This window comes from Streptomyces sp. JLBT605, from assembly GCF_058215555.1.
Genome location: NZ_CM177087.1, coordinates 3,744,625 through 3,770,820, shown reverse-complemented (window position 1 = coordinate 3,770,820; position 26,196 = coordinate 3,744,625). Strand labels below are relative to the sequence as shown.

The window sequence follows — 26,196 nt, the reverse complement described above, 5'->3', positions numbered from 1 at the left end:
GCTTCCCGTCCTTGCTTCCTGACACGATCCCCCCTGCGCGGCCGTTTAGCCGAAGTTCGGCTTGTAACTCTAACGACCTGTCGTGACAGTTCACGGTCGACTGGCCGCGCAGAGCGATCGAAATCACGCCAGTGTGATTAGGGCCAGGGGTCGTGTCCTATGCGCAGCCTCCCGCCGGACCCGCGTCGCCGCCTGGGCCCCCGGCCTCCGGCAGCTCGACGTGCTCGCCGAGCCAGGACTGGTCGATGTCGCCCTCCACCGGCTCCGTGCCGCGCACCGCGGCCACATACGGCTTGAGGCGGTCGACGCCGAAGAACTTGTCGAAGCCGTGCACGAAGAACGGGACGCCGAAGAGGCCGTCGTCGTAGGCGCGGGTGAGGACTTGGACGCCGCGGGCGCGTAGGTCGGGGTCGTCGGAGGCGCTGGCCACCCGGTTCGCGTCGAGGCCAAGCCGCTCGGCGATCGCGGCGATGGTGTCGCGTGTCGTGATGTCCTGGCCCTCCTGCCAGCGGGCTCGGTAGACGGCGTCGATGTAGGCGCGGCCCTGCCCCGCGTCGTCCGCCAGGAGATAAGCCAGGTGCGAGACCTCCCAGTTGGGGTCGCGGTCGATGGGGATGGTCATCTCCAGGCCGCGCAGCTTCGACAGCCGACGGATGTCCTGGAGGATGTAGAAGTTCTTGGCCCGGGACATCGGAACGAGGGGCAACTCGACGCCGGCCTCGTCCAGCAGCTTCTGGGTGATGGGGTCCGGCTCCCAGAAGGGGATCCACTCGATCGTGTCGGCGACGTCGGGATAGCGGTCGAGCAGGTCGCGGTAGGCGAACCAGGAGTAGGGGCTGCGCAGCGAGAAGTACCAGCGGGGCTGCTTGCTGCGTTTGGTCTTCCGCGCGGTCATCGCCCTCCCTCCTCACCGCTCAGGGCGCGGGCGACACGGTCGTCCCACTCCACCAGGCGGCCCCGCTTGCCGTTCTCCACCACGCCGTAGCCGTGGGTGATCTCACCGGTGGCGGTCTTGATCAGGTGGCCGTCGCGGACCACGTACCAGTCGACGCGGGCGGTGTAGAGGAGGTTCTTGAAGACGCTGTCGACGGTGTAGACGGTGTAGAGGTCCTCTTCGAGGTGTGTCTCGTCGAGGAGGGTGATGCGCGAACGGGTCACGGCGGGGATCCAGTTGGACTCCGCCAGGAGGGTGCGGATGGAGATGCCGCGGGCGTCGACGAAGCGGTGCTTGGCCTCCTCCATCAGGCGCAGATAGCCGGACATCGGGACGCGCTCGAAGAAGTGGACGTAGGGATAGGGGACGCGGAACTTCCAGGCGTAGGCGTTCTGGCCCTGGGTGAGCTGCGCCAGGACCGGGTCATTGGCGTTCGCGTCCGGGTTCGCGTCCGGGGTGGCGTCCGGGTTCGCGACCAGGTTCGCGTCCGGGTTCGCGTCCGGGTTCGCGTTCGCGTCCGCGTTGTCCGTGCTGCCGCCGGAGATCAGGGGTGCCGATCCGCCCTCCTTGACCGGCTCGCCGGGCCGCGCGTCGCCGATGCGGGTGCGGACGAAGCGCTCCAGGCCGGGCGGGGGCGGGGTGCGGTCGGGCATGCGGCGGTCGTCCTCGTCGCGGCGGAGCACCGCGCGGGCCGTGGCGGTGACCGCCTTGACCGGGGCGCCGTCGCGGTCGACGGTGATGGCGACCTTGAAGGCCAGCTCGTCGTCGCCGTCCTTGGTGACCGGCCTGACCTCGATCGACGCCTGATCGTCGACGATCAGCGCGGTGTTGAGGCGTGCGTCGAGGTGGGTGAGGTCGAAGCCGAGGCCATGGTCCTCGTAGAGCGCGCCGACCGGCAGGCCGCCGGCCCGGAAGTGGTCGATGACGGCCTTCTCGACCAGGTAGTTGACGTGCTTGAAGCCGATGATGGTGCCGATGTTGGCGCCCTCGTACCCGGGGGTGTGGACGACCGTGGTCGGTTCGGTCAGCAGGCCCTTCAGCGAGCTGTCGATCTCGGTCATCGTCAGGCGTCCTGACCGGCGGCCGGAGACGCTGCGGACGGAGACGCTGCGGACGGAGACGCGGCGGACGCGGACTTGGCGGCCAGCGATTCGGTGACGACCTCCACCACGGCGTCCAGATGGACCATGCGGGAAAGCTCCGCCTGGTCGATCACGATCTTGAACTGCTTCTCCAGGGAAGCCAGGATCTCGATGGCCCGCAGCGAGTCGGCACCGTGGTCCTCGCGGAAGAGGCTGGTCGCGGTGACCTCGTCCTCCTCCAACTCCAGGATCTCGCAGACGATCTCCTTGATTTGCTCGAAGCGCTCGTCAGCGATCGCGGACATGAGGGACCTCCACAGGGGGCGGAACGGATAGGGAAGGAAAGTGGAAATGTCCCCGCACCGAATCGCGGGAACAAGAATGCGGATTCGCTGGGGCAACTGGAACACTAGAGGCGGCCGGAGGAAGCCCCGGTCCGCCCGTCAGGAAGTTGCCAACCAGGCCCCGGCGCACCGGCATTCGGCCCCCGTAACGGCAGGTCCAGGTCACGTACGTCAATGACCGGAACTCATGGCGGGACACTTCACGACGCCGGGAAATACCCAGGAATACGCGGAAGGTCGTCTGCCTCATGGCCCAAGTCACCGCCTCACGTGCCGCTGCCGTCAGGGAGATCGTTTCCAGTTCCACGGGTCGGTAGTCCATGTCGACACATCAAGCCGGGACCGGAGTGCGTGGCGATGGCCACACGGTGGTGCTGACCGGGCTCGGGGTCATCTCCAGCATCGGCGTGGGCGCGGCCGAGTTCGCCGAGGGGCTGCGCGCGGGGCGGAGCGGCGCGAAGCCGATCACGGCGTTCGACACCGAGGGCTTCGAGCACACCAACGGCTGCGAGATCCGCGGCTTCGAGCCCGAGCGATGGGTCCGCACCCTGGATGTCGCGGGCCTCGGACGGGCGAGTCAGTTCTCGTCGGCGGCGGCTCGGATGGCGGTCCAGGACGCCGGGCTGGATCCGGCGGAGTTGCGGGAGCGGCGCGGCCTGGTCGCCATCGGTACCACCGACGGCGAGTCCTACGACCTGGACCGGCTGGTCGCGAGCCAACTCCGGCACGGTCCGGCACGGATGGACCGGTCCATCGCGGGCCGGGTGCGGGCCGGGCGGCTGTCGGCGACCGCGGCCCGGGAACTGGGGCTCACCGATGTGGAGGCGGTCACCATCCCCACCGCCTGCGCCGCCGGGAACTACGCCATCGGCTACGGCTTCGACGCACTGCGCTCCGGCGATGTCGACTTCGCGCTGTGCGGCGGGGCCGACGCCATGAGCCGCAAGACCTTCGCCGGCTTCTACCGGCTGGGCACCATCGCCCCGGAGCGCTGCCGGCCGTTCGACGCCGACCGCCAGGGGCTGCTGACCGGCGAGGGCGCCGGGGTGCTGATGCTGGAGACCGAGGAATCGGCGCTGGCGCGCGGCGCCCGGATCTACGCCGAGGTCCTCGGCTACGGGCTGAACTGCGACGCGGGCCACCAGGTGGCACCACTGGAGGCGGATGTGGCGCGCTGCATGGAGCTGGCGCTGCGCGACGCGGGGGTGCGGCCCGAGCAGGTCGATCTGATCTCCGCGCACGGCACCGGGACGAAGACCAACGACATCACCGAGGCCCGGGCGATCCGCTCGGTCTACGGGGACAAGCCGCCGCGCACCATCTCGGTGAAGTCGATGCTCGGACACACCATGGGAGCGGCGAGCGCGCTGGCGGCGATCGCCTGCTCGCTCGCCATCGTCCACGGCTTCATCCCGCCCACCATCAACCACGGCGCCACCGACCCGGAGTGCGGAATCGACTGCGTACCGAACGAGTCCGTCGCCGCCGACCTGCGGATCGTCCAGAACAACGGGCTGGCCTTCGGCGGCAACAACGCCGTCGTGCTGCTGGGCAGATACGACGGGGGCGGGGACGGGGACGGGGCTGATCGGCCGGGAGCCGGGACCGCGGAGGGAGCGCGATGACCGGAACGGCGGGCGGGCCGCTGATCACCGACTGGTCGGCCGTCTCCCCGTACGGGATCGGGCGCGCGGCCTTCGAGGAGGGCTTCCGCAGCGGCCGGACGACGGACGCGCCCCTGGAGTCGGTGGGGGACGGGGACGGGCCGGGTGAGGACGGGCTGGAGGGGGGTGGGCCAGACGGGCGGGCCTGCCTGGTTCCCGGCTTCGTCATCAAGGACGTGCTGGGGAGGAAGGGCACGCGGGCCATGGACCGGGTCACCGGCCTGGTGGTGACCGCCGTCGGCCGGCTGCTGGACACCACCGGCGGGCCGCTGCCGTCCGAGGACGCCGACCCGGACACCGCCCTGGTGCTGGGCACCACGCACGGCAGCGCCAAGAGCATGGTGGACATCACCCGGGACACCCTGACCGACGAGAAGCCGTACTACATCAACACCGCGCACATCCCGAACGCCATCGGCAACGCGCCGGCCGCGATGTGTGCCATCTGGTACGGGCTCAAGGGGCCGAACACCACCCTGGCGACCGGCCGTTGCTCGGGGATCTCGGCGCTCGGCTATGGCCGTCGACTGCTTGCGGCGGGCCGGGCCAGGACGGTGCTCTGCGGCGCGGCGGAGGAGTACACCGCCGATCGGGCCTGGCTGGAGTGGCACGCGCGCGGCCTCGACGATGAGACAGCCGACGCGGGCGCGGTGCTCGGTGAGGGGTGCGCGGTGGTCACGCTGCGCGCGCCGGGCGGCGTTGGCGGGCGGGACGACGAGGCGCTCGCCGAGGTGGTGGGGGTCGGCGCCGGGGTGGTGGGCCCGGGCGGGGTGGCGGCCTCGCTGGAGAGCGTCGTCGGGAACACCCTCAGGCGCGCCGGGATCTCCCGGGGCGAGCTGTGGGCCCGCTCGTTGTCGGCTCCGGCCGGGGAGGCCGGACGCCAGGAACGCGCGGCGCTGGACGCGCTCTTCGGCGATCTCCGCCTGCCGACCATCGGGCAGCCTGCCGACACCGGCCTGCCCGGCCCGCCCGGCCCGCCCGGGCGGGGTGGCCTGCCTGGCCTGATCGGCGACACCTCCGCGGCCAGCTCCGCGTTCCAGCTGGTGGCCACGCTCACCGCGGCCCAGGACAGCCCTCGATCGCGAGGCCGGGTGGCGGTGATCACCTCGGTCGACCGCGACGGCGCCCTGGCCTGCGCGCTGCTCCGGCTGCGCTGACGGCGTCCCGACGCATCCGCCGGGACGCCCGGCGCGCGGTGCCGCTGGCGCCCGGCCCGCCGAGCCCGCACGCGCGCGGCGCCGATCGGCCGGGCGCGGCCCGCCGTGCCGGCGAGCGCCCCCCGCCCGCCGCCGGCACCTGCGCGCCCGACGCTCAGCCATGCGGCCGCCGCCCGGAGCTGCGGCGCCCGGCCCGTGAGCCACACCCGGCACCTGCCGAGCCGTACACGCGCAGTTGCCGCGCCGTACGGGGGTCGCCCCCGCGCCGTACAGGCAGCGCCCCGCGCCCGCACGCACGCGGCGCCCGGCCCGCACGCACGCGGCGCCCGGCCCGCACGCACGCGGCGCCCGGCCCGCGCGCACACGGCGCCCGGCCCGCACGCACGCGGAGCCCGCCCAGCCCGCACGCGCGCCGCGCGGCTCAGCCGGCGTACAGCCCGCCCCCGCTCAGCCGGATCGCGGCGTCGACCACCGCGTTGCCGTAGAGCCGGCCCGGGGTGCTGGTCATGTGTGTCACCGGGCCGGATATGGAGACGGCGGCGACCACGCGGCCGCCGGGGCCGCGTACCGGGGCCGCCACGGCGGCGATGCCGTGCTCGCGGGCGCCGGTGCTCTGCGCCCAGCCCTGCCGCCGCACCCCGGAGAGGGTGGCCGCGGTGAACCGGGCGCCGCGCAGGGCCGCGTACAGCTCCTCCGGGCGCTCCCAGGCGAGCAGCACCTGGGAGACCGGGCCGGCGTTCATCGGCAGCGCGGCCCCCAGCGGCACGCGGTCGCGGGCGGCCGGGTTGTCCGGGGCGGTCGCCTCGGCCACGCAGATCCGCATGGTGCCGCGGCGCCGGTAGAGCCGCGCGCTGGCCCCGGTGGCGTCCCGCAGCTCAGCCAGCGCCGGATCGGCCGACAGCGCCAGGTGGTCCCGGCACGCCTCCATGGCCATCAGGCCCAGCCGCGGGCCCAGGACGAACCGGCCCTGCCCGTCGCGGGCCAGCAGCCGCAGCCGCTCCAGCGCGACCACCAGCCGGTGCACCGTCGGACGCTTCAGACCGGTGTCCGAGACCAGTCTCGCCAACGAGGCCGGGCCGCCTTCCACGACGCCGAGCAGGAGTGACGCCTTGTCGAGAACACCGACTCCGCTCACTGCCTGCTCCGATGGAGCGGCCGTCGGAGAGGCCGTCGGAGAGGTCGTCATGGATGTGTCTCCTCATGGGACTCAGCGCCGCGCGTGCGGCGGGCGCGGCGAGTGCGGCGCGTACGGCGAGTGCGGCGAGTGCGGGGAGTGCGGCGAGTGCGGCGGATCCGGCGGCGGGGTGATCGGCAGCAGGCCCAGCTCCGCTGCCCTCACCCCGGCCTGGAAGCGGGAGTTGGCGCCGAGTTGCGCCATGATCTCCGCGACGTACCGGCGATAGGTGCGGACCGAGACCGACAGCTGGCGGGCGGCGACGTCGTCGGTGACGCCCAGGCGCAGCCACTCCAGGATCGGTCCGACCAGGTCGGCACGGACCCGGTCGCCGAAGTCGATGCGCTCGGTCACCGGCAGGGCGGTGTGCCAGATGCCGTCGAAGAGGGTCCGCAGGGTCTCGATGACGCCCGGGTCCCGGATGGCCGAGGGGCCGGCCCGGCTCCCGGCCGCCGAGTCGGCGCAGACGAACGCGGCCCGGCCGTCGATGATGAGCGCGGCCAGCCGGGGAATGCGGGCGACTCGTATGTCCAGCGGCCGGCCGCCTCCGGTGTGCCGCTCGACGAATTCCCAGTCCACCAGGTTCTGCGCGCAGAGCATCCGGGTTTTCTTGTCGCCACCGTCTCCGGCGAGCCATTCCCCCAGGACGGAATGCATCACCCGGGCGTGTGCGGCTTCCGCCGCAAGTACGACATCGACGCCCTCGGTGGCCTGGCCGATCGATTCCGTCGCGGCCGCCGCGATTTCCTCGTCACACAAACCGGTACCGCTCAGACTGCCGCTCAATTGACATCACTCAAAACTGGCATCACTCAGGCTGGCATCGCTCACACTGGCACCACGCACACTGGCAAGGACCGCATTCGCTCACACCGCTCACTTCACGACAGAAGTCCCAGTTCAACGGCGCGGACGCCGGCCTGAAAGCGGGAGTTCGCGCCCACCTCGCGCATGATCGCCGCCACATGGCGGCGGTAGGTGCGCAGGCTCACCTGCATCTCCTTGGCGGCCACGTCGTCGGTGCGGCCGGCGCGCAGCCGCTCCAGGATCAGCCGCACCGAGTCGGTCCTCAGCCGCTCGGACAGCCGCAGGTGCTCGGCGAGTGGCATCGCGCTGCTCCAGGCCCCGGCGAACATCAGGTCCAGCGCCCGTACGGCGGCCGGGTCCGCGATGAGCGACAGCCGGCGCCCGCCACGGGCCGGGCCGGTGCGCCCGAACGCCTGCCGCCCGTCCACGATGAGCATGCCCTGCGGCCCGACCTCGCTGACCCGCAGGTCACAGCGGTTCGTGTCCCGGCGGGCGGCGGCCGCCAGCGCCAGCGGGGCCACCACTCCGGGCGAGCAGAGCGCCCGTACGGTGACGCCCGAGCCGCGCAGCGCGGTCAGCCGGCCGAGCAGCGGGGCGAACGGCCTGGCCCGCTCGTAGCTGCCGGGCATGATGACGTTGACGCTGTGCCTGGCCTGGTTCAGCAGCCGGGTGATCTCCCGGCGCACCCCCGGCCCGTCGGAGGCCAGCACCATCGGCGCGGGCGCCGGCTGCGCGCCATCCGATCGCGCGGGCGGTGCCCCGACCGATGGGCCGGGGTGTGCGTCATCCGATCGCACCGGCCGTGCGCCACCCGATTCCGATCGCCGAGTCTTCCTCTGAACTGTCCGCGGCAGATCTGCCATGACTCCCCCATATGATGCGCGTCCGCCTGAATCCAGCAATGGAATCCGAAATGACGCGATCGCCCGACCCGACCCCCATGTCCACCGGCGCGCCACCGGCCCTTCACTCGCAGGTAAGAACTGAGCGGGCCGGACACGCATTACGTGGAAAATTCGTCGCAAGCGCTTGACGCGCGAGATTAGTTCGCTCGCTGCAATCGAGTCAACGCACGGCGTCGGACAGTGAACACACAAAAGACCCCACGACTACCAGGCACTTCACAAGGCGGCGACCGGTTGTACGCACAGGAATTGTCAGCAAGTTGCACTACAACCGGCCGGGCCATGCCACCCGGCCCGGCCGGTGCGAGCGCTGCGCACCCGCCGCGCCACCCTGGGCGATCGAACTCGCCCTGGATGGCCGGTTGTTGACAGCCGCGAAGATCAGGGCGTGCGGCGCCGCCGAGGGGACGGCCCCCGCCGCGAAGGGGACCGCCCGATGTCGGGAAGGGGACCGCCCCGGTGTCGGAAAGGAAGCCGCCCGGCGCCGCGACGGCACGGCGTCGGGAGCCCGGCGTCGGTGCGGCACCCGCTCCGGCCGGCGGCCCCGCGTCAGCGACATCGGGGGCGCCAGAGGCGTCAGGGACGTGCGGTGGGTGGCCGATCGGTGTCAGCCGGCGTCGGGGACGGCGGCGCCCTTCCGGGCCCGGATGTCACCGACGATGTACGGCAGGCCGGGCAGCACCAGCACCGGCGCGGCCCACAGCTCCACGGTGAACAGCACCTCGTCACCGGCCAGCCACTTGGCGAGCAGCACCGTGGGCAGGCCGACCACCAGCGCGATCAGCCAGCTCCTGCGGAAACCCAGACTGCCGCGCCGCATCTCCCAGACGCCGGTGGCCACCGCGCCGGCGAGGGGAAAGGCGATGTCACCAGCGGTCAGCTCCAGCCGGGTGGTCCACCTGATGACGTACATCAGCAGCAGCGCGAAGCCGACCACGGCGCAGAGCAGCGAGGCGGTGCGCAGCGCGCGGACGGGCAGCGGGGCGCGGGCCCGCGCCCAGGAGGCGGCGAACGCCCTGACGTCGCCGCCGACGACGTCCCGCGCCGTGCGGCCGGCCGCCTCCGCGTCCTGAAGGTGCGCGGCGAGCTCGTCGACCATCTCCCGCACCGACGCCTCGTCGACCCCCCGGTACTCCCAGTTGGTGCGGCAGACCGCGAGGATCCGCTCCTTCGTCATGGTGGTCGTGGCCGTCATGGTGTGTGCTCCCCCGTGGATTCGGTTTCGGACAGGATCCGGCCCACACGCCCGGCGAAGTCGTGCCACACGGCCTGGCCGCCGCTCAGCTCGGCACGCCCCGCCTCGGTCAGGCGGTAGTACTTGCGCGGGGCGCCGCCGCTGGGGGACGGCGCGCGGTACGAGGAGATCAGCCCCGCGCGCTCCATCCGGGCGAGCAGCGGATAGACGCTGCCCTCACTGACCAGCTCAAGCCCGCTGTCGGCGAGCCCCTCGGTGATCTCGTAGCCGTACCGGGGGCGCTCGGCGATCAGCGAGAGCAGGCACAGGTCGAGCACTCCGCGCAGGAGCTGACTGCGCCGCTGGTCGGCCGTGGTCGGTAGCCCCTTTGTCATGCGGCACAAGATAGTCGCTCATTGCCATGCGACGCAAGAGACTTGCGGCGCATGGCAATGGACGCGCTGAGATGCCACTGATGCCTCTGGTGCCTCTGATGTCACTGGGGCGCTTCGCGGCCTGGGAAGAACAAAAGACCGCGGGGCCACCTGTGGTGACCCCGCGGTCTCAGCAGAGCCGACTGTCGGGTTCGAACCGACGACCTTCGCTTTACAAGAGCGGTGCTCTACCAGCTGAGCTAAGTCGGCGAGTCCCTGAAGTGTACCCACGGCGGAGGGGTGCGCCGGCCGGAAACTTCGCCGCTGTCCGACTGCTGACATCCAGGCCACCGCCAGGTAGCGTCACGGCAGGTCCGCGCACGTGGACCAGACCAACCTCCTTTACTCGGATCGTCCGGCACGTTCCTGCCGGTGAAGGGACTCATCACCATGGCTACGGTCACCTACGACAAGGCCACCCGGATCTATCCGGGCAGCACCAAGCCCGCCGTCGACCAGCTGGACATCGCGATCGAGGACGGCGAATTCCTCGTCCTCGTCGGCCCCTCCGGTTGCGGCAAGTCCACCTCGCTGCGGATGCTCGCCGGCCTGGAGGACGTCAACGGCGGCGCGATCCGCATCGGTGACCGCGACGTCACCCACCTGCCGCCGAAGGACCGGGACATCGCCATGGTGTTCCAGAACTACGCGCTGTACCCGCACATGACCGTCGCGCAGAACATGGGCTTCGCGCTCAAGATCGCCGGCGTGAACAAGACCGAGATCCGGCAGAAGGTCGAGGACGCGGCGCGCATCCTGGACCTGACCGAGTACCTCGACCGCAAGCCCAAGGCGCTCTCCGGCGGTCAGCGGCAGCGGGTCGCGATGGGCCGCGCCATCGTCCGTGAGCCGCAGGTCTTCCTGATGGACGAGCCGCTGTCGAACCTCGACGCCAAGCTCCGGGTGCAGACCCGCACCCAGATCGCCGGGCTCCAGCGGCGGCTGGGCATCACCACCGTCTACGTCACCCACGACCAGGTCGAGGCCATGACGATGGGCGACCGGGTCGCCGTGCTCAAGGACGGCCTGCTCCAGCAGATCGACTCGCCGCGCAACATGTACGACCGCCCGGCCAACCTCTTCGTCGCGGGCTTCATCGGCTCCCCCGCCATGAACCTGGTCGAGGTGCCGATCACCGACGGCGGCGTGAAGTTCGGCAACAGCGTGGTGCCGGTCTCCCGGGAGGCGCTGGGCGCCGCCGCCGACAAGGGCGACACCACGGTGACCGTCGGCGTCCGCCCCGAGCACTTCGACGTGGTCGAGCAGGGCAGCGAGGCCACGAAGTCCCTGTCCAAGGAGAGCAAGGACGCCCCGGCGGGCCTGGCCGTCACCGTCAACGTCGTCGAGGAGCTCGGCGCCGACGGCTATGTGTACGGCCACGCGGAGGTCGGTGGCGAGACCAAGGACCTCGTGGTCCGGGTCAACGGCCGCCAGGTCCCGGAGAAGGGCTCGGTGCTGCACGTGGTGCCGCGGCCGGGCGAGACCCACGTCTTCTCCACCTCCTCGGGCGAGCGGCTCAGCGACTGACCGACCAGACGAGACGGCGGCGCCGTCTTCCCGCGAGTGCGGGGAGGCGGCGCCGCCGCGTTGCCGGGTGCGGGGGGGGCTGGTGCCGGCGCATCGGCGGGGCGCCGGGCGCTGCCGCGGTGGCGGGGCGCGCGGACGGCGCTGCCGGGTTGCCCTGTCGACAAGTGTCCAGACAGAACGGCCATTTCGATCCTGTACGTCAACATCACGACGGCCTTACCGCGTTCGCCATCCCTCATCAGAGTGACCGAATGTCGCCAAATCATCACTCCTCGCTACGATCGCGGGCGTATCGCAGTCCCCTCCCCGAAATCCGAACTTCCGCGAGGACCTTCGTGAACACCGTCACCCGCCGCATCGGCAGAACTCTCGCCCTCGTCCTCCCCGTCGTCCTGGTGCTCTCCGGGACGCTCGCGGTGACCCGCGTGCCCTGGGCGGACCCGCGCGCCGAGTCGCAGATCCTCACCGCCTCCGCCGACCGGGCCTCCACCCACGCCACCCGGTCCGCCCCGCACAAGGTGCTGCGCGACCGGCTCCTCGCCGAGCTGCAGGAGAAGAACCCGAGCGTGGCGCTCACCCACCTCCAGACGGAGACCGACCGCCGCCCCTCGCTGGCCCGGCACTGCGCCTCGATCGCCCGCGCGCTCGGCCGCGCCGCGGTCGCCAAGTACGGCACCCAGCGCGCCCAGCGGTACGCCCGGCCCGTCTGCGACACCTCCTTCGCGTCCGGCGTGGGCCAGGTCCGGCACTGACCCGGCACCGGCCCAGGCGCCCCCTGGCGGGTGCCCGAGGGGCCGCCGCGGGAACGGGCATCCCTGGCCCCGGGACACCGGGGCCCGGCCGCTGACCGGCACCACATAAGGTGCGCACCATGACAGGTGACGCCCGCACAACCGCTCAGCCGCCCGCGCAGCCGGCACGGCCCGCACGGCCCTCCCAGGCAGTCGTCCTGGCCGGGGGCCAGGGTTCGCGGCTGCGCCCCTACACCGATGACCGGCCCAAGCCGATGGTCGAGATCCCCGGCACCGGGACGCCGATCATCGGCCACCAGCTCGCCTGGCTGGCCGCCGAGGGTGTCACCGACGCCGTCATCTCCTGCGGCCACCTCGCCGACGTCCTCCAGGACTGGCTCGCCACCGCGGAGCTCCCGCTGCGCGTGACCACCGTGGTCGAGACCGAGCCGCTCGGGCGCGGCGGCGGCCTGAAGTACGCCGCCGCCTCCCTTCCCCACCCCGACCAGCCCTGGTACGCCACCAACGGCGACATCTGGACCCGCTTCTCGCTCCGCGAGATGGCCGACTTCCACCGCGAACGCGACGCCGTCGCGACGCTGGCCCTGGCCCGGCCGCGGATCCCGTGGGGGGCGGTGGAGACCGACGAGTTCGGCCATGTCCTGGACTTCATCGAAGCGCCGCCCTCGCCCTACCTGATCAACGCGGGCGTGTACGTCTTCTCCGCCGAGTTCACCGCACTGCTGCCGGACCACGGCGACCACGAGCGCACCACCTTCCCGCGCCTGGCCCGGGAGCGGCGGCTGGCCGGCTTCCCGCTGCCGCAGGGGGCGTACTGGCGGGCCATCGACACCGCGAAGGACCTCACGGAGGCGGCGAAGGAGCTGGCGGGCCGCTGAGCCGTTTCTTGGCTGGGGCTCCACCCCAGGCAGCCCCGGCCCTCAATCTCCCCCAGCTACCTCCCCCAGACTTCGTCCGGGGGTGCCCCCAGGGAGGTGCCCCCAGGACGGGCTGGAAAATCCAGCCCGTCCTGGGGGCACCTCCCAGCGGTAGCTGGGGGAGATTGAGGACACAAGACAAAGGGCCCGTGCGGAGACGCTCACGCGTTTCCGCACGGGCCCGGTCCGCCGCCCGCTGCCGAAGGCCGGGGCGGCCACGGGCGGCCGCTGCCGTCAGCCGAGCAGGCCGCCCAGGGCGTCCGAACCGCTGCCGCCGGACGAACCGGAGGACGAGCCGCCACTCGCCCCGCCGCCGGTGCCGGCGGAACCGCCCGTCCCGCCCGAGGAGCTGGGTCCGGCCGTGGCCGAGGGCCGCTGCGGCGCCCGCTGCTGAGCGCCCTGGGTGGCGCCCTGGGTCCGGCTGGGCATGCTGCCGGCCGTGCTGCCCGCGGTCGGCGTGCCCGGCAGCGCCGCCGGGGCCGAGGAGCTGGCCGAGGCCGAGGGCCTCGCCGACCGCTCACGCGCGGACGCGGACGCCGTGGCGCCCTTCTTGAGGTGCCGGTGCTCGCCGCGACCGGACCTCTCGGGCAGCGGCGAGCCGGGCAGGCTGTTGCGCGGATGGTCGTCCCGGCTCGGGGAGTCGACCGTCTGCGAGGAGCGCACCGCCGCGCCGAGCATCGACCCGAAGAGCAGGGTCATTCCGGTCACCACGGCGGTCATCACCGCACCCCTGCGCAGCACCCGCCGCCGCAGCTGCCAGAGCTCGACGCGCGGCCCCAGCCGCCGCCACGCCTCACCGGCCAGCCGGGCGTCCATGGAGTAGACCGGGGCGCCGGCGATGACCAGCGGGCTCCAGGCCGCGAGATAGATGATGTCCGGCGCGTCATAGGCCGGCACGGTGCGCCAGCTGACCGTCACCAGCAGGGCGGCGGACAGCAGGGCGCCGAACGCCGCCGCCACCCGCTGCCACAGCCCCATGACCGTGAGCACGCCGACGACGACCTGGAGGAAGGCGACCGTCAGACCGGCCCCGACCGGGTGGCCCAGCGCGAAGTCGCGCAGCGGCTCGGCGATCGGCCAGGGGTGCAGGGACCGCAGCCACTTGACCATCGAGCCGCGCTCGCCGCCGTCGAAGTAGACCGGGTCGGCGAGCTTGCCCATGCCCGCGTAGATCGAGATCAGGCCGAGGAAGACCCGCATCGGCAGCAGCACGATGCCCAGGTTCATCCGGCGGCCCGGGTAGTAGGCGTGCCGCACGCCCGGCCCGCCGGCGCCCGAGCCCGCGCGGTTGCGCCGCAGCCGAGACCGCCGTCCGCCGCCCGGCCCGGCGGCGTCGTCGAACTCGTCCTCGTCGAAGTCGTCGTCGAAGTCGTCGTCGAACTCGTCGCCGCCGGCCTCGTCCAACGGACCGGCCTCGCCCGGCCGTTCGCCCGCGGTGCGGACCCGGGCGAAACGCGCGCCCAGCGCGCCGAGCCGGCCCGCGCCGCCGGCGCTGTCGTATCGATCGTCTCGATCGTCGTAGGCGGAAGAGGAATCGGGGGAGGCGTCGTCCAACGCGGTGTCCGCGGTGCGGGCCGCCGGGAGCCGGGGAGGACGGCCCCCCGGGTCACGGGGGCCGCGCGGCGCGATCACGACCGTCGGTGGGTCGTCCACGGACACGCGCGGCAGGACCTGGGTGAGGGTGCCCTCGTCGGCATCGGATCCGGTGGCCCAGGTGCGGCCCGAGTGCCGGACGGCCTGGAGGAGTTGCGCCGCGGGGTCACCGCCCGGCTCGGTGCGCCCGCTCCACACCACGGGGGTACGGCGGCGGCGCGCGCCCGGCACGGTGTCCAGCCGCGCCGCGTCCGCCGGCCCGCGGCTGGGGACCGGGTGGGCGAGCTCCACGCGGAAGCTCGCGTGATTGACGACGACCTGCGCCGGATCGCTCGGCACCTTGGCCATGGCCAGCTGCGGCTCGTCGTCGAATCCCGGTGAGCGGCCCCCCGTAGGCGTGCGGGGTGTTCTGGTGTCCACGCTCATCTAACCGAGTGACCCGCGTTTAAGACACTGCCTTGACCGGCCCCATCTGTCGGAGGCCCGTCAAGTCAAGATCCACACCGCGGGTCGGCCGGGAGTCGGCCGCCGGCCGGGCAGCCTCGTCAGGCCCAGGCCCCAGCCGTCGGACGTCAGCCCCAGGCCCCGGGCGTCGGGCGTCAGGGCCCCACCGGGGCGCACCGAGCGCAAAGCCCCGGGCCCCAGGCACGAGTACCTGGGGCCCGGGGCCTGGGGCTGGTGGGACGCGCGCGGCTCAGGCGCGGCGGCGAGACGCCTCGTAGAGCACCACGCCCGCCGCGACGCCCGCGTTCAGCGACTCGGCGCCGCCGGGCATCGGGATCCGCACCCGCAGGTCGCAGGTCTCGCCGACCAGGCGGGAGAGGCCCTTGCCCTCGCTGCCGACCACGATCACCACCGGGCCGTCGAGCGCCTCCAGCTCATGCAGCTCGACCTCGCCGTCGGCGGCGAGACCGACCACCGTCAGCCCGGCCTTCTGGTACGACTCCAGCGCGCGGGTGAGGTTGGTGGCGCGCGCGACCGGCGTGCGCGCCGCGGTGCCGGCCGAGGTCTTCCAGGCGCCCGCCGTCATTCCGGCCGCGCGCCGCTCCGGCACCACCACACCGTGGCCGCCGAAAGCGGACACCGAGCGCACCACGGCGCCCAGGTTGCGCGGGTCGGTGACGCCGTCGAGGGCGACGATCAGCGGGTCCTCGTTCCCGTCCGCCGCGCCGTCGAGCAGGTCCTCGGGGTGCGCGTAGTCGTACGGCGGGACCTGGAGCACCAGGCCCTGGTGGTTGAGCCCGTTCGTCATCCGGTCGAGCTCGGGGCGCGGCGCCTCCATGAGGTTGATCCCGCCGCGCTCGGCGGCGAGCTGCAGCGCCTCGCGCACCCGCTCGTCGTTGTCGATGAACTGCTGCACGTACAGCGTGTTGGCGGGGACGCCCTCGCGCAGCGCCTCGACCACCGGGTTGCGGCCGACGACCAGCTCGCTGGTGCCCTTGGGGCCGCCGCGGCGGGGCGCCGGGCGGCGGGCCGCCTGCTTGGCCTTGGCGTTCGCGGCACGCTGCTTGACGTGCCCCTTACGCATCTCGGCGGGCGGGGTCGGGCCCTTGCCCTCCAGGGCGCGGCGCCGCTTGCCGCCGCTGCCGACCGTGGCGCCCTTCTTGTTGGCGGTACGACGGTTCCTGCGCTGGCTGTTGCCGGCCATGAATGTCACCTGTCTCTTCATTGCTCAGCACTGCTCAGCAAACGTACGTGCTACTGGTCAACAGTGTGCCGCCCGGAGCACCGGGCGGCACAAAGAGGGAGGTCAGCGCGAGCCGAGCTCCCAGCGCGGACCGGACGGGGTGTCCTCGATGACCAGCCCGGACTGCTGGAGCTGGTCGCGGATGGCGTCCGCCGTGCCGTAGTCCTTGCGGGAGCGGGCGGCCTGCCGCTGCTCCAGTACCAGCCGGACCAGCGAGTCGACCACGCCGTGCAGGTCGTCGCCGCGGTCCGCGCCGCCGGCCCAGTGATCGTCGAGCGGGTCCAGGCCCAGCACGCCGAGCATGGCGCGCACCTCGGCCAGCCGCGCCACCGCCGTCTCCTTGTCGTCGGCGGTGAGGGCGGAGTTGCCCTGCCGGACGGTGGTGTGCACGACGGCGAGGGCCTGCGGCACCCCGAAGTCGTCGTCCATCGCGTCGGCGAAGGCCGGCGGCACCTCGGCGGCGGGCTCGACGGGCTTGCCCGTCTTCTCGGTGACCCGCTGCACGAAGCCCTCGATGCGCGCGAAGCCGGACTCGGCCTCGCGCAGGGCGTCCTCGCTGTACTCGATGGTCGAGCGGTAGTGCGGGGTGCCGAGGTAGTAGCGCAGCACGATGGGCCGCCACTGCTTGACCATCTCGGAGACCAGCACCGAGTTGCCGAGCGACTTCGACATCTTCTCGCCGCTCATGGTGACCCAGTGGTTGTGCACCCAGAAGTTGGCGAAGTCGTCGCCGAACGCCTTGGCCTGGGCGATCTCGTTCTCGTGGTGCGGGAAGATCAGGTCGATCCCGCCGCCGTGGATGTCGAAGGCGCGGCCCAGGTACTTGTGCGCCATGGCAGAGCACTCCAGGTGCCAGCCGGGACGGCCGCGGCCCCAGGGGGTCTCCCAGCTCGGCTCGCCGGGCTTGGCCGCCTTCCACATGGCGAAGTCGCGGGAGTCCCGCTTGCCGGTGTCCACGTCCCCGGCGGGCTCCAGCTTCTCCAGCGACTGGTTGGACAGCCCCAGGTAGCCGGGGAACGAGCGCACGTCGAAGTAGACGTTGCCCTCGGCGGCGTAGGCGTGCCCGCGCTCGATGAGCCCGCGCATCATCTCGATCATCTCCGGGACGTGCCCGGTGGCCCGCGGCTCGTACGTCGGCGGCAGGCAGCCGAGCGCGTCGTACGCGGCGTTGAAGCCGCGCTCGTTGTCATAGCCGATCGACCACCACGGGCGGCCCTGCTCGGCGGACTTGGCGATGATCTTGTCGTCGATGTCGGTGACGTTGCGGATGAAGGTGACGTCATAACCGCGGTAGGCGAACCAGCGGCGCATGATGTCGAAGTTCAGCCCCGACCTGATGTGCCCGATGTGCGGGGCGGCCTGCACGGTCGCGCCACACAGGTAGATCGAGACACAGCCCGGCGTGATCGGGGTGAAGTCGCGGATCTGCCGGGCGCTGGTGTCGTACAGGCGAATAGTCACGCATCAAGGGTAGACGGAAGGCGGCGGTGCCCCGTGACGCTGGGCCTGGGGACACCGAAGCGTGACACTCGGGGCGTTTGCCGTCAGGTGAGGTTGCCCATGCCGACGATCTTCCGCGGCGTGACGCGGACCACGACGCGCTCGGCGTCATCGACGGCGGCCGGGTTGAAGTCGCGGTAGTCCTTGCCGGTGTACTTGCGCGACAGCTTGTCGATCAGTTCCTGCCCGCCCTCGGTGGTGAGCGAGGCGGTGCCGCGGATCTCGGCGTAGTTGTAGGGCGCGTCGAAGGGCTGCACGACGACGGTCACCCGCGGATCCCGGCCGATGTTCTGCTGCTTGCGCCGCCCGATCGTGGTCGAGATCAGCACGTCGTCGCCCTCCCGGTCGGCCCACACCGGGGAGACCTGGGGGCTGCCGTCGGGCTGGATGGTCGCCAGGATGACGAAGACGGGCGAGTCGAGGAGCTGCTTGAGGTTGTCCGACAGCGCGGCCATGAGTCCTCCCGGACGGAGTCGTGAACATGCACGGGCGCCCCCCGGCTGCGCTCCCCTCCGCCTTACTCCTGACTACCACGTGGATGACGCTCGCGCCGTGGCACCGCGCGAGCCGCCCGGCGCTCCCTGAGTGGCGACACGCCGGGACCACCCGGACGCCGCGCCACCGCCGCGAGGGCCCACGCGGGACGGGCCCGCTGCGCCGGGCGAGGGACGGCCGACCTCCGACGAGGCGGTCACGGGCGGGCCGGAAGCGCCGGGGGCGGTGACGGTCAGGCCGGCCGCCCGGGAGGCCCGCGGTCAGGCCGGGAGCACCAGGGCGGTGGCGATGGCGGCGAGCCCCTCCGCGCGGCCGGTGAGGCCGAGGCCGTCGGTGGTGGTGCCGGAGACCGACACCCGGGCGCCGATCGCCTCGGAGAGCACCCGCTGGGCCTCGCCCCGGCGCTTGCCGATCTTGGGGCGGACACCGATCACCTGGATCGCCACGTTGCCGATCTCGAAACCCTCGGCCCGCACGATCCGGGCCGCCTCGGTGAGCAGGGTGACCCCGGAGGCGCCGGACCACTCCGGGCGGTCGGTGCCGAAGTGCGCGCCGAGGTCCCCGACGCCGGCGGCGGAGAACAGCGCGTCGCAGGCGGCGTGGGCGGCGACATCGCCGTCGGAGTGCCCGGCCAGGCCGTACTCCTCGCCAGGCCAGTGCAGGCCCGCGCACCACAGCTCGCGGCCGCGCTCGAAGGCGTGTACGTCGGTGCCGATGCCGACCAGGGGGACGGCGGCGCTAGAAACCATCGGTGGCCCTCCTGCGGGCGATCACGGCCTCGGCCAGGATCAGGTCCAGCGGCCGGGTCACCTTGAACGCCTCCTCGTGGCCGGGGACGACCACGACGGGGACGCCGAGCCGCTCGACCATGCCGGCGTCGTCGGTGGCGCCCTCGCCGTCGAAGGTGATCTTCTCGTGGGCCTCGACGAGCGTGGCGCGGTCGAAGCCCTGCGGGGTCTGCACGGCGCGCAGCAGGGCCCGCTCGGGGGTGCCGACCACCGGCTCGGGCTCGCCGGCCCGGTCGCCGGTGCGCGGCTCGACCTGCTTGACGGTGTCGGCGAGCGGCAGCGCGGGGACGACGGCGGGCGCGCCCTCGTGGACGGCGGCGATCACCGAGTCCACGGTGTCGGCCGGGACGAGCGGGCGCGCCGCGTCGTGCACCAGCACGGTGGTGATGTCCGCGGGCAGGGCCGCCAGCCCGCGCCGCACCGATTCCTGGCGGGTCGAGCCGCCGGGGACGACCAGCAGCTCGGTGGTGCCAGGCAGCGGGTGCTCGTCGAGCAGGTGCTGGACCTCGGTGGCGCCGTCGGGCGGGGCGACCACCACGACGAGGGATACGGCACGGGATCCGGCCATCGCCCGGACCGCGTGCACCAGCATGGGGATGCCGCCCAGCGCGCGGAGCGCCTTGGGGGTGCCTGGGCCGAGGCGTACGCCACGGCCGGCCGCGGGGATGACCGCGGCGGTACGGAAAGTCCGCTGGGGGCGCTCAGCGCCCTGGGGGGCGGACATTGCGTTCGCGTTCAGGTTTGCTTCCTCGGCCGAAATGGGTATGGCCACAGCGTGCCGGGCGCGATGCCCCGACCGGACCCTTCCGTGACGACTGGTCGAGCCAGCTGCCCGGGCCCGGCACACTCCTTACACCGCACGACGAGGTGCGGACTCCACGACGCGGCGACACGTCGGCGTCGCTCATCCGGCGACATCACCCGGACGAGCGGCGCGGACGAACGGTACAGCGGCCGTGTGGCGCCGTGGCACAGCAGAATGCGTGAGGCAGAGATGCCGCAGCGCCCGGCGACGACACGATCATGGACGCGAAGTCCAGATCGGTCACGCGGGCGCCGCGGCATGAGTGCGTCGAATCGAGCACCGCGTCAGGACGCGAGGACCTCGTCGAGCAGGGCCTCGGCCTTGTCCTCGTTGGTGGACTCCGCAAGGGCGAGCTCGCTCACCAGGATCTGCCGGGCCTTGGCCAGCATGCGCTTCTCACCGGCGGACAGGCCGCGCTCGCGCTCCCGACGCCACAGGTCGCGCACGACCTCAGCGACCTTGATCACGTCGCCGGAGGCGAGCTTCTCAAGATTTGCCTTGTAACGACGGGACCAGTTCGTCGGCTCCTCCGCGTAGGGTGCGCGCAGCACCTCGAAGACCCGGTCCAGCCCGTCCTGGCCGACCACATCGCGGACACCGACGAACTCCGCATTGTCCGCCGGCACACGAACCGTGAGGTCGCCCTGCGCGACCTTCAGCACCAAGTAGGTCTTGTCCACGCCTTTGATCTGGCGAGTTTCGATGGCCTCGATCAGCGCGGCCCCGTGATGGGGATAGACCACGGTGTCGCCAACCTTGAACGTCATGTGACAGGTACCCCTTCCGTGGCTATCCAGGGTAACACGGGAACGCACTGTTCTGAATGGCGTTTTCGCAGGTCAGGGCATATCTCGGGGCTTGACAACAGCGACCGGAACGTGCTTCGAGGGGTGCTCGAGCGAAGGTATTCGCAGGTCGGAGCGGCTGTCCGGGCAGGGCGAAACGCGTACGTTACACGGCCCGAAGGGGTCGCGCGAGAGGTTGTACGTCCCGTTTTGCCGGAGTCCCTGAGCCGTACTTCCACTACTCCGTTCGGTCCCGCGAGGGCAGAAGCCGAGCGTTTCGCGAATTGATCACGCCACAGATGATCATCATCGTGATCAATTCCCCCCGGAGCTCCATGCATTCCTTACCGATAATCCGCCGACCGGCCACCAGGACGATATTCCGACGTCCCGGAGATCGTCATGAGGCGGGTCGGGTGCGGCCCGGCGGGGACGGCTCGGTAACCTAAGCCCGCTGATCCAACCTTTACTTCGTCCTAGGAGATGCCGCCGCCGTGAGCAGCGACCTTCGACGCGGCGCCCTCGCCGCCACCGCCCTCGTGCTCTCCATCGCCTCGCTCACCGCGTGCGGAGCCGGGAACGACGCGCAGACGCTGGAGATCAAGCCGGACAACGCCGCGACCTCGGTCGGCAGCATCAAGATCCAGAACGCCACGGTCATCACCCAGCCGGACCTGAAGGCGAAGGGTCCCGCGGTCGTCACCGCCCAGATCTTCAACACCGGCTCCTCCGCCCAGACGCTGAAGTCGGTCACCATCGGCGGCAAGGCCACCGCGAAGCTCACCCCGGCCAAGGGCGAGAAGGAGCTCGTGGTGCCGGCGCACGGCTCGCTGACCATCGGCGGCAAGGACAACGCCGCCGCCGTCGTGGACAGCGGCCGGGAGGCCGCCCGCGACGGAGACGCCCAGTCCGTCGCCTTCGACTTCAGCTCCACCGGCGAGGTGAAGCTGGACGCCTTCGTCGTCCCGGCCACCCACTACTTCGACAAGTGGGGCCCCGAGGAGCCGCCGGCCACGGCCAAGCCGACGAAGCCCGCGGAGCCGGGCAAGCCGACCGGCACGCCCACCGGTGAGGCGGGCGCGGAGAACGGCGCCGGGGAGCAGGAGCCCGGCCAGAAGCCGAGCTCCGGCACGGAGCAGGGCGCCGGCGAGCACACCACCGAGCCGGGTGACGCGGCCGCCGCCGGCCAGCAGGGCATCGCCTCCGGCGAGCCCGACCCGACCGGCCACAGCGCCGCTCACTGACGACACGCGTGAGGGCGGCTCCCGGAATCTTCCGGGAGCCGCCCTCATCGCGTACCGAGGGGTCCGTGCCCGAGGGGCCGAACCCGAGGCCGGGCCTACGGCTCGAACTTGTAGCCCAGGCCGCGGACGGTGACCAGGTAGCGCGGGGCGCCGGGGTCGGGCTCGATCTTGGCGCGCAGCCGCTTGACGTGGACGTCCAGCGTCTTGGTGTCGCCGACGTAGTCCGCACCCCAGACGCGGTCGATCAGCTGCATCCGGGTCAGCACCCGGCCCGCGTTGCGCAGCAGCATCTCCAGCAGGTCGAACTCCTTCAGCGGCAGGTCCACCTTGCCGCCGCCGACGGTGACCACGTGCCGGTCGACGTCCATCCGGACCGGGCCGGCCTCCAGCGCGGCCGGCGTGACCTCCTCCGGCTCGCCGCGGCGGCGCAGCACCGCGCGGATGCGGGCGACCAGCTCGCGCGAGGAGAAGGGCTTGGTCACGTAGTCATCGGCTCCTATCTCCAGGCCGACGACCTTGTCGATCTCGCTGTCCTTGGCGGTCACCATGATGACCGGGACATTGGAACGGCCGCGCAGCTGCCGGCAGACCTCGGTGCCGGGCAGGCCCGGCAGCATGAGGTCGAGCAGCACCAGGTCGGCGCCGTTCCGCTCGAACTCGTCCAGCCCCTCGGGCCCCGTTGTCGCGATCGCGACCTCGAATCCCTCCTTTCGGAGCATGTACGACAACGCGTCGCTGAACGACTCTTCGTCCTCGACGACGAGCACTCGGGTCACGGAAGGACCTCCGGGGAAAGTGGATCGTTGGTGAAGGTCTCGTACGCACGGTCCTGGTCCTCACCTTCGAGGTCCTCCGGACCGAGCAGTGAGCGGCTACCGCGGCGGCGTTCACGCTCCGCCTCGGCTGCGGCCCGGTCCCGGACGCTGCCGGCCTCCGGAAGCCGCAGGGTGAAGGTGGAGCCCTGGCCTTCGGCGCTCCACACCGTGACCTCCCCGCCGTGCGAGGCGGCCACGTGCTTGACGATGGCGAGGCCGAGGCCGGTCCCGCCGGTCTGCCGCGAGCGCGCGGGATCGACGCGGTAGAACCGCTCGAAGACCCGCTCGCGGTCCTTCTCGGAGATGCCGATGCCCTGGTCGGTGACGGCTATCTCGATGAGGTCGCCGCCGGGCGCGTTGATCCGGCGCGCGGCGATGCCCACCCGGGTGCGGGCCGGGCTGTAGTTGACGGCGTTCTCCACGAGGTTGCCCAGGGCCGCCGCCAGCTGGCCGCGGTTGCCCCACACGTGCAACTCCGCCGTTCCCCCGGCAGCCATGGTGATCTGCTTGGTGCCGGCCTGGTGGCGGCAGCGGTCCATCGCCTCGGCGACCAGTTCGTCGACCCGGACCGGCTCGGCGTCCTCCAGCGGGTCGTCGTTCTGCACCCGGGAGAGGTCGATCAGCTCCTGCACCAGGTTGGTCAGCCGGGTCGCCTCTATCTGCATCCGGCCGGCGAAGCGGGTGACCGCCTCCGGGTCGTCGGAGGCGTCCATGACGGCCTCGGAGAGCAGCGAAAGGGCCCCCACCGGGGTCTTGAGCTCATGGCTGACGTTGGCCACGAAGTCGCGGCGGACCGCCTCGATGCGGCGGGCCTCGGTGAGGTCCTCGACCAGCAGCAGGACGAGCCGGGAGCCGAGCGGGGCGACCCGCGCGGAGACCGCCAGCGCGTCGCCGCCGCGGCCGCTGCCGCGGCGGGGCAGGTCGAGCTCGATCTGCCGTATCTCGCCGTCCCGCCGGGTGTCCCGGGCCATGGCCAGCATCGGTTCCACGGCCAGCTTCCCGCCGCGCACCAGCCCCAGGGCGTACGCGGCGGAGCTGGCCTTGACCACGGCGTCCGCCTCGTCCAGCACCACGGCCGAGGAGCGCAGCACGGACAGCACGGTGTCCACGCCGGGCGGCAGCTGGGCGTCGGTGTGCAGGGAGGAGGAGCGGGTCGGCTTGGCCTGGGTGTGCTCACTCCAGCGGAACGCCAGCATGGCGATGACGCCGGTGCACAGACCGGCGACCGCAGCCAGTGCGGCGACCGCCGCGTCCACGTTCATGCATCCAGGTTATGCACGGATTGAGACAGCTCCACAGCCGCTGACGGGTTTGCTCGGGCAGACGTTGCCGAGAGTTCACCGAAGGGTCGTGGTGGGTTCACTCCGCGCGCGGGCCCCACTGCCGCCCCGCGCCGCCCTCCGGGGCCGGCGGGCGGCGTGACCTGGGGCACTCGTTCCCGGCGTTCGCCCGGCGAGGTAAACCGGCGTTGCCTAGAGTTCACCGAGGGGACCGCCGGGGTTCATGCCGGATGTCGGCGCCCGACGTGTTCCGGCCGGACGGTTGGGAGCGTGGGGCAACCGGCCCACGACCGTACCGGCGAGCCGTTCAGTGCTGCGGGACGTGACACACCAGACGCCACCACTGCCCAACCGAGAGCGAGAGAAGGTCACTGATGCGGGACGCGTACCACGAGGAGCTGGATTCGATCGGCGAGGGTCTGGTCGAGATGGCCCGGCTCGTCGGCTCGGCCATCGGCCGCGCGACGACGGCGATACTCGACGCGGACCTCAAGCTCGCGGAGGCGGTCATCGCCGCCGACGAGAAGGTCGACGACCTCCAGCGGGAGCTGGAGCAGCGCGCCATCACGCTGCTGGCCCGCCAGCAGCCGGTCGCCACCGATCTGCGGATCGTCGTCACCAGCCTGCGGATGAGCGCCGACCTGGAGCGCTCCGGCGACCTCGCCCAGCACGTGGCCAAGCTCGCCCGGCTCCGCTTCCCCGACACCGCCGTCCCGCGCGACCTGCACGCCACGATCCTGGAGATGGGCCAGCTCGCCCAGCGGCTGATGGCCAAGGCCGCCGAGGTGATCATCACCAAGGACGTCGACCTCGCGCTCCAGCTGGAGCAGGACGACGACGCGATGGACCTGCTGCACCGCGCGCTCTTCCAGCACCTGATGGACGACCGCTGGAAGCACGGCATCGAGACCGCGGTGGACGTGACCCTGCTGGGCCGCTACTACGAGCGGTTCGCCGACCACGCGGTCTCGGTCGCCAAGCGCGTGGTCTACCTGGTCACCGGTGAGCACGCGGACGAGATCATGCCGGCCGAGCCGGTGGACGGCGCCTGACGGCGGTCCCGCGACGCCTCCCGGCGGCGCGCCGGGCGGCTGACGGCGGCACGTTCGGCGGCTGACGATCAGCGCACTCGCCGCCCGGCCACCGGCGCGTTCGGTCCTCGGCTACCGGCGCGTTCCGGGACCGAGGGGCGCGTGAAGTGCCCGAACGCGCCGTTGATGCGCCCTCGGTCCCGGGAGTCCAATGGACACTCAGGATCCGTCCGACGTCAGGAGGTCTCGCATGACAAGCTCCTCCATCCCCGTCCCGGCCACCGAAGCCCCGGCGCTGAGCGGCTGCTCCTGCGGCCCCGGTTGCTCCTGCGGCTGTCAGAGCGGCGGCTCGTGCCAGTGCGGCGGCGGCTGCGGCTGAATCTGAACCGTACGACCGTCCACACGGGCTGTACGGAGGGCCCCCGACCGGCATCCGGTCGGGGGCCCTGCCATGTCACGCCGCCCTCGGGGCGCCGTTACTTCTTCTTGCCCTGGTTCTTGACGGCCTCGATGGCGGCCGCGGCGGCCTCGGGGTCGAGGTAGGTGCCGCCGGGGACGACCGGGCGGAAGTCGGCGTCGAGCTCGTAGGCGAGCGGGATGCCGGTGGGGATGTTCAGGCCCGCGATGTCGGCGTCGGAGATGCCGTCGAGGTGCTTGACCAGCGCGCGCAGGCTGTTGCCGTGGGCGGCGACCAGGACGGTGCGGCCCGCCAGCAGGTCCGGGACGATGCCGTCGTACCAGTACGGCAGCATGCGGACGACGACGTCCTTGAGGCACTCGGTGCGCGGGCGCAGCTCCGGCGGGATGGTGGCGTAGCGCGGGTCGTCGCTCTGCGACCACTCGGTGCCGTCCTCCAGCGCGGGCGGCGGGGTGTCGTACGAGCGGCGCCACAGCATGAACTGCTCCTCGCCGAACTCGGCGAGGGTCTGCGCCTTGTCCTTGCCCTGGAGGGCGCCGTAGTGGCGCTCGTTGAGGCGCCACGAGCGGTGGACGGGGATCCAGTGGCGGTCGGCGGCCTCCAGCGCCAGCTGCGCGGTGCGGATGGCGCGCTTCTGGAGCGAGGTGTGGACCACGTCGGGGAGCAGGCCGGCGTCCTTCAGCAGCTCACCGCCGCGGACCGCCTCCTTCTCGCCCTTGTCGTTGAGGTTGACGTCCACCCAGCCGGTGAACAGGTTCTTCGCGTTCCATTCGCTCTCGCCGTGGCGGAGGAGGATCAGCTTGTACGGTGCGTCGGCCATGGCTGAGAGCGTAATCGACGCCGCTGGGCGCACCAGACGCTGCACGGGCGCCGGACGAACGCGC

At 72.2% G+C, this 26,196-nt stretch carries 24 protein-coding genes, 1 tRNA gene and 1 pseudogene; 7 read left to right on the top strand and 19 right to left on the bottom strand.

Going from position 1 to position 26,196, the window contains the following annotated elements:
- Positions 1-157: 157 nt before the first annotated feature.
- The 3 genes and pseudogenes from AC4BDD_RS16375 to AC4BDD_RS16365 all read right to left on the bottom strand — a co-directional run.
- Positions 158-895, bottom strand: a complete 738-nt coding sequence (locus AC4BDD_RS16375; protein ID WP_490686176.1) for a 2-hydroxychromene-2-carboxylate isomerase — start codon at positions 893-895, stop codon at positions 158-160.
- Positions 892-1,995 (bottom strand): acyl-CoA thioesterase family protein, encoded by a 1,104-nt coding sequence (locus tag AC4BDD_RS16370; protein WP_490686175.1) that lies wholly within the window; start codon positions 1,993-1,995, stop codon positions 892-894. Before AC4BDD_RS16370 ends, AC4BDD_RS16375 begins: the two co-directional genes overlap by 4 nt.
- 86 nt (positions 1,996-2,081) lie before the next feature.
- A pseudogene (locus AC4BDD_RS16365) lies at positions 2,082-2,321 on the bottom strand (acyl carrier protein); the annotation flags it as partial.
- Between the two features lie 359 nt (positions 2,322-2,680).
- On the opposite strand from AC4BDD_RS16365, the gene AC4BDD_RS16360 reads away from it, so the two are divergent.
- Together AC4BDD_RS16360 and AC4BDD_RS16355 are read left to right on the top strand one after the other, a co-directional pair.
- Positions 2,681-3,985 carry a beta-ketoacyl-[acyl-carrier-protein] synthase family protein gene (locus AC4BDD_RS16360; protein ID WP_490686174.1) on the top strand — a complete coding sequence of 435 codons (1,305 nt, stop codon included), beginning with the start codon at positions 2,681-2,683 and terminating at the stop codon, positions 3,983-3,985.
- Entirely contained in the window at positions 3,982-5,181 is a 1,200-nt protein-coding gene (locus tag AC4BDD_RS16355) for a beta-ketoacyl synthase N-terminal-like domain-containing protein (protein ID WP_490686173.1), read from the top strand. Before AC4BDD_RS16360 ends, AC4BDD_RS16355 begins: the two co-directional genes overlap by 4 nt.
- Positions 5,182-5,602: 421 nt before the next feature.
- Here the strand turns inward: AC4BDD_RS16355 and AC4BDD_RS16350 are convergent, their stop codons facing one another.
- From AC4BDD_RS16350 to AC4BDD_RS16325, 6 genes are all read right to left on the bottom strand, one after another.
- Complete coding sequence (locus AC4BDD_RS16350) at positions 5,603-6,367, bottom strand: IclR family transcriptional regulator (protein WP_490686172.1); 765 nt, start codon at positions 6,365-6,367, stop codon at positions 5,603-5,605.
- A 21-nt stretch (positions 6,368-6,388) separates the two neighbouring features.
- Positions 6,389-7,141: a helix-turn-helix transcriptional regulator gene (locus tag AC4BDD_RS16345; protein WP_490686171.1), complete on the bottom strand. Its 753-nt coding sequence runs from the start codon at positions 7,139-7,141 to the stop codon at positions 6,389-6,391.
- A 95-nt stretch (positions 7,142-7,236) separates the two neighbouring features.
- Positions 7,237-7,875 (bottom strand): hypothetical protein, encoded by a 639-nt coding sequence (locus AC4BDD_RS16340; RefSeq protein WP_490686170.1) that lies wholly within the window; start codon positions 7,873-7,875, stop codon positions 7,237-7,239.
- 799 nt (positions 7,876-8,674) lie between these two features.
- Entirely contained in the window at positions 8,675-9,262 is a 588-nt protein-coding gene (locus AC4BDD_RS16335) for a hypothetical protein (protein WP_490686169.1), read from the bottom strand.
- Positions 9,259-9,636, bottom strand: coding sequence for a PadR family transcriptional regulator (locus AC4BDD_RS16330; protein ID WP_490686168.1), 378 nt, complete (start codon positions 9,634-9,636; stop codon positions 9,259-9,261). The genes AC4BDD_RS16335 and AC4BDD_RS16330 overlap by 4 nt, the downstream gene beginning before the upstream one ends.
- A gap of 176 nt (positions 9,637-9,812) precedes the next feature.
- Positions 9,813-9,885 (bottom strand) — tRNA-Thr (locus AC4BDD_RS16325).
- A 180-nt stretch (positions 9,886-10,065) separates the two neighbouring features.
- Between AC4BDD_RS16325 and AC4BDD_RS16320 the strand changes: the two genes are divergently transcribed.
- The 3 genes from AC4BDD_RS16320 (at position 10,066) to AC4BDD_RS16310 (ending at position 12,832) form a co-directional block, all read left to right on the top strand.
- The gene (locus tag AC4BDD_RS16320; protein ID WP_490691796.1) at positions 10,066-11,202 is read left to right on the top strand and encodes an ABC transporter ATP-binding protein; all 1,137 of its coding nucleotides are present in this window, start codon (positions 10,066-10,068) and stop codon (positions 11,200-11,202) included.
- Between the two features lie 335 nt (positions 11,203-11,537).
- A complete protein-coding gene (locus AC4BDD_RS16315; RefSeq protein WP_490686167.1) occupies positions 11,538-11,954 on the top strand; it encodes a hypothetical protein in 417 nt (138 codons plus the stop codon).
- Positions 11,955-12,073: 119 nt separating this feature from the next.
- Positions 12,074-12,832 carry a nucleotidyltransferase family protein gene (locus AC4BDD_RS16310; RefSeq protein ID WP_490686166.1) on the top strand — a complete coding sequence of 253 codons (759 nt, stop codon included), beginning with the start codon at positions 12,074-12,076 and terminating at the stop codon, positions 12,830-12,832.
- A 273-nt stretch (positions 12,833-13,105) separates the two neighbouring features.
- On the opposite strand, the gene AC4BDD_RS16305 is transcribed toward AC4BDD_RS16310, so the two are convergent.
- The 7 genes from AC4BDD_RS16305 to AC4BDD_RS16275 all read right to left on the bottom strand — a co-directional run bounded on the left by AC4BDD_RS16305 (position 13,106) and on the right by AC4BDD_RS16275 (position 20,506).
- Positions 13,106-14,890, bottom strand: a complete 1,785-nt coding sequence (locus AC4BDD_RS16305) for a DoxX family membrane protein (protein ID WP_490686165.1) — start codon at positions 14,888-14,890, stop codon at positions 13,106-13,108.
- 268 nt (positions 14,891-15,158) lie between these two features.
- Positions 15,159-16,112: a 23S rRNA (guanosine(2251)-2'-O)-methyltransferase RlmB gene (gene rlmB, locus AC4BDD_RS16300; RefSeq protein WP_490686164.1), complete on the bottom strand. Its 954-nt coding sequence runs from the start codon at positions 16,110-16,112 to the stop codon at positions 15,159-15,161.
- Positions 16,113-16,214: 102 nt separating this feature from the next.
- On the bottom strand, positions 16,215-17,612 hold the full coding sequence (gene cysS, locus AC4BDD_RS16295) for a cysteine--tRNA ligase (RefSeq protein WP_490686163.1): 1,398 nt from the start codon (positions 17,610-17,612) through the stop codon (positions 16,215-16,217).
- 83 nt (positions 17,613-17,695) lie between these two features.
- Positions 17,696-18,106 (bottom strand): PPOX class F420-dependent oxidoreductase, encoded by a 411-nt coding sequence (locus AC4BDD_RS16290; protein ID WP_490686162.1) that lies wholly within the window; start codon positions 18,104-18,106, stop codon positions 17,696-17,698.
- Between the two features lie 300 nt (positions 18,107-18,406).
- Positions 18,407-18,895, bottom strand: a complete 489-nt coding sequence (gene ispF, locus AC4BDD_RS16285) for a 2-C-methyl-D-erythritol 2,4-cyclodiphosphate synthase (protein ID WP_490686161.1) — start codon at positions 18,893-18,895, stop codon at positions 18,407-18,409.
- Positions 18,885-19,658 (bottom strand): 2-C-methyl-D-erythritol 4-phosphate cytidylyltransferase, encoded by a 774-nt coding sequence (gene ispD, locus AC4BDD_RS16280; RefSeq protein WP_490686160.1) that lies wholly within the window; start codon positions 19,656-19,658, stop codon positions 18,885-18,887. The genes ispF and ispD overlap by 11 nt, the downstream gene beginning before the upstream one ends.
- A 365-nt stretch (positions 19,659-20,023) precedes the next feature.
- A complete protein-coding gene (locus tag AC4BDD_RS16275; protein WP_009716930.1) occupies positions 20,024-20,506 on the bottom strand; it encodes a CarD family transcriptional regulator in 483 nt (160 codons plus the stop codon).
- 512 nt (positions 20,507-21,018) lie between these two features.
- Between AC4BDD_RS16275 and AC4BDD_RS16270 the strand changes: the two genes are divergently transcribed.
- Complete coding sequence (locus tag AC4BDD_RS16270; RefSeq protein WP_490686159.1) at positions 21,019-21,768, top strand: DUF461 domain-containing protein; 750 nt, start codon at positions 21,019-21,021, stop codon at positions 21,766-21,768.
- 95 nt (positions 21,769-21,863) lie between these two features.
- Here the strand turns inward: AC4BDD_RS16270 and phoP are convergent, their stop codons facing one another.
- Positions 21,864-22,535: a two-component system response regulator PhoP gene (gene phoP, locus AC4BDD_RS16265; protein ID WP_490691795.1), complete on the bottom strand. Its 672-nt coding sequence runs from the start codon at positions 22,533-22,535 to the stop codon at positions 21,864-21,866.
- Positions 22,536-22,540: 5 nt separating this feature from the next.
- Positions 22,541-23,845: a two-component system sensor histidine kinase PhoR gene (gene phoR, locus AC4BDD_RS16260; RefSeq protein WP_490686158.1), complete on the bottom strand. Its 1,305-nt coding sequence runs from the start codon at positions 23,843-23,845 to the stop codon at positions 22,541-22,543.
- Positions 23,846-24,237: 392 nt separating this feature from the next.
- Between phoR and phoU the strand changes: the two genes are divergently transcribed.
- Positions 24,238-24,915 (top strand): phosphate signaling complex protein PhoU, encoded by a 678-nt coding sequence (gene phoU / locus AC4BDD_RS16255; RefSeq protein WP_490686157.1) that lies wholly within the window; start codon positions 24,238-24,240, stop codon positions 24,913-24,915.
- Between the two features lie 455 nt (positions 24,916-25,370).
- Here the strand turns inward: phoU and AC4BDD_RS16250 are convergent, their stop codons facing one another.
- The gene (locus AC4BDD_RS16250) at positions 25,371-26,132 is read right to left on the bottom strand and encodes a phosphoglyceromutase (protein WP_490686156.1); all 762 of its coding nucleotides are present in this window, start codon (positions 26,130-26,132) and stop codon (positions 25,371-25,373) included.
- Positions 26,133-26,196: the final 64 nt, after the last annotated feature.

What these genes read in the sequence shown, in the direction of transcription:
- AC4BDD_RS16375 (WP_490686176.1), bottom strand. Translation starts at nt 895, where the DNA reads ATGACCGCGCGGAAGACCAAACGCAGCAAGCAGCCCCGCTGGTACTTC.
- AC4BDD_RS16370 (WP_490686175.1), bottom strand. Translation starts at nt 1,995, where the DNA reads ATGACCGAGATCGACAGCTCGCTGAAGGGCCTGCTGACCGAACCGACC.
- AC4BDD_RS16360 (WP_490686174.1), top strand. Translation starts at nt 2,681, where the DNA reads ATGTCGACACATCAAGCCGGGACCGGAGTGCGTGGCGATGGCCACACG.
- AC4BDD_RS16355 (WP_490686173.1), top strand. Translation starts at nt 3,982, where the DNA reads ATGACCGGAACGGCGGGCGGGCCGCTGATCACCGACTGGTCGGCCGTC.
- AC4BDD_RS16350 (WP_490686172.1), bottom strand. Translation starts at nt 6,367, where the DNA reads ATGACGACCTCTCCGACGGCCTCTCCGACGGCCGCTCCATCGGAGCAG.
- AC4BDD_RS16340 (WP_490686170.1), bottom strand. Translation starts at nt 7,875, where the DNA reads ATGGTGCTGGCCTCCGACGGGCCGGGGGTGCGCCGGGAGATCACCCGG.
- AC4BDD_RS16335 (WP_490686169.1), bottom strand. Translation starts at nt 9,262, where the DNA reads ATGACGGCCACGACCACCATGACGAAGGAGCGGATCCTCGCGGTCTGC.
- AC4BDD_RS16330 (WP_490686168.1), bottom strand. Translation starts at nt 9,636, where the DNA reads ATGACAAAGGGGCTACCGACCACGGCCGACCAGCGGCGCAGTCAGCTC.
- AC4BDD_RS16320 (WP_490691796.1), top strand. Translation starts at nt 10,066, where the DNA reads ATGGCTACGGTCACCTACGACAAGGCCACCCGGATCTATCCGGGCAGC.
- AC4BDD_RS16310 (WP_490686166.1), top strand. Translation starts at nt 12,074, where the DNA reads ATGACAGGTGACGCCCGCACAACCGCTCAGCCGCCCGCGCAGCCGGCA.
- AC4BDD_RS16305 (WP_490686165.1), bottom strand. Translation starts at nt 14,890, where the DNA reads ATGAGCGTGGACACCAGAACACCCCGCACGCCTACGGGGGGCCGCTCA.
- rlmB (WP_490686164.1), bottom strand. Translation starts at nt 16,112, where the DNA reads ATGGCCGGCAACAGCCAGCGCAGGAACCGTCGTACCGCCAACAAGAAG.
- AC4BDD_RS16290 (WP_490686162.1), bottom strand. Translation starts at nt 18,106, where the DNA reads ATGGCCGCGCTGTCGGACAACCTCAAGCAGCTCCTCGACTCGCCCGTC.
- ispF (WP_490686161.1), bottom strand. Translation starts at nt 18,895, where the DNA reads ATGGTTTCTAGCGCCGCCGTCCCCCTGGTCGGCATCGGCACCGACGTA.
- ispD (WP_490686160.1), bottom strand. Translation starts at nt 19,658, where the DNA reads ATGTCCGCCCCCCAGGGCGCTGAGCGCCCCCAGCGGACTTTCCGTACC.
- AC4BDD_RS16275 (WP_009716930.1), bottom strand. Translation starts at nt 20,506, where the DNA reads ATGACGTTCAAGGTTGGCGACACCGTGGTCTATCCCCATCACGGGGCC.
- phoR (WP_490686158.1), bottom strand. Translation starts at nt 23,845, where the DNA reads ATGAACGTGGACGCGGCGGTCGCCGCACTGGCTGCGGTCGCCGGTCTG.
- phoU (WP_490686157.1), top strand. Translation starts at nt 24,238, where the DNA reads ATGCGGGACGCGTACCACGAGGAGCTGGATTCGATCGGCGAGGGTCTG.
- AC4BDD_RS16250 (WP_490686156.1), bottom strand. Translation starts at nt 26,132, where the DNA reads ATGGCCGACGCACCGTACAAGCTGATCCTCCTCCGCCACGGCGAGAGC.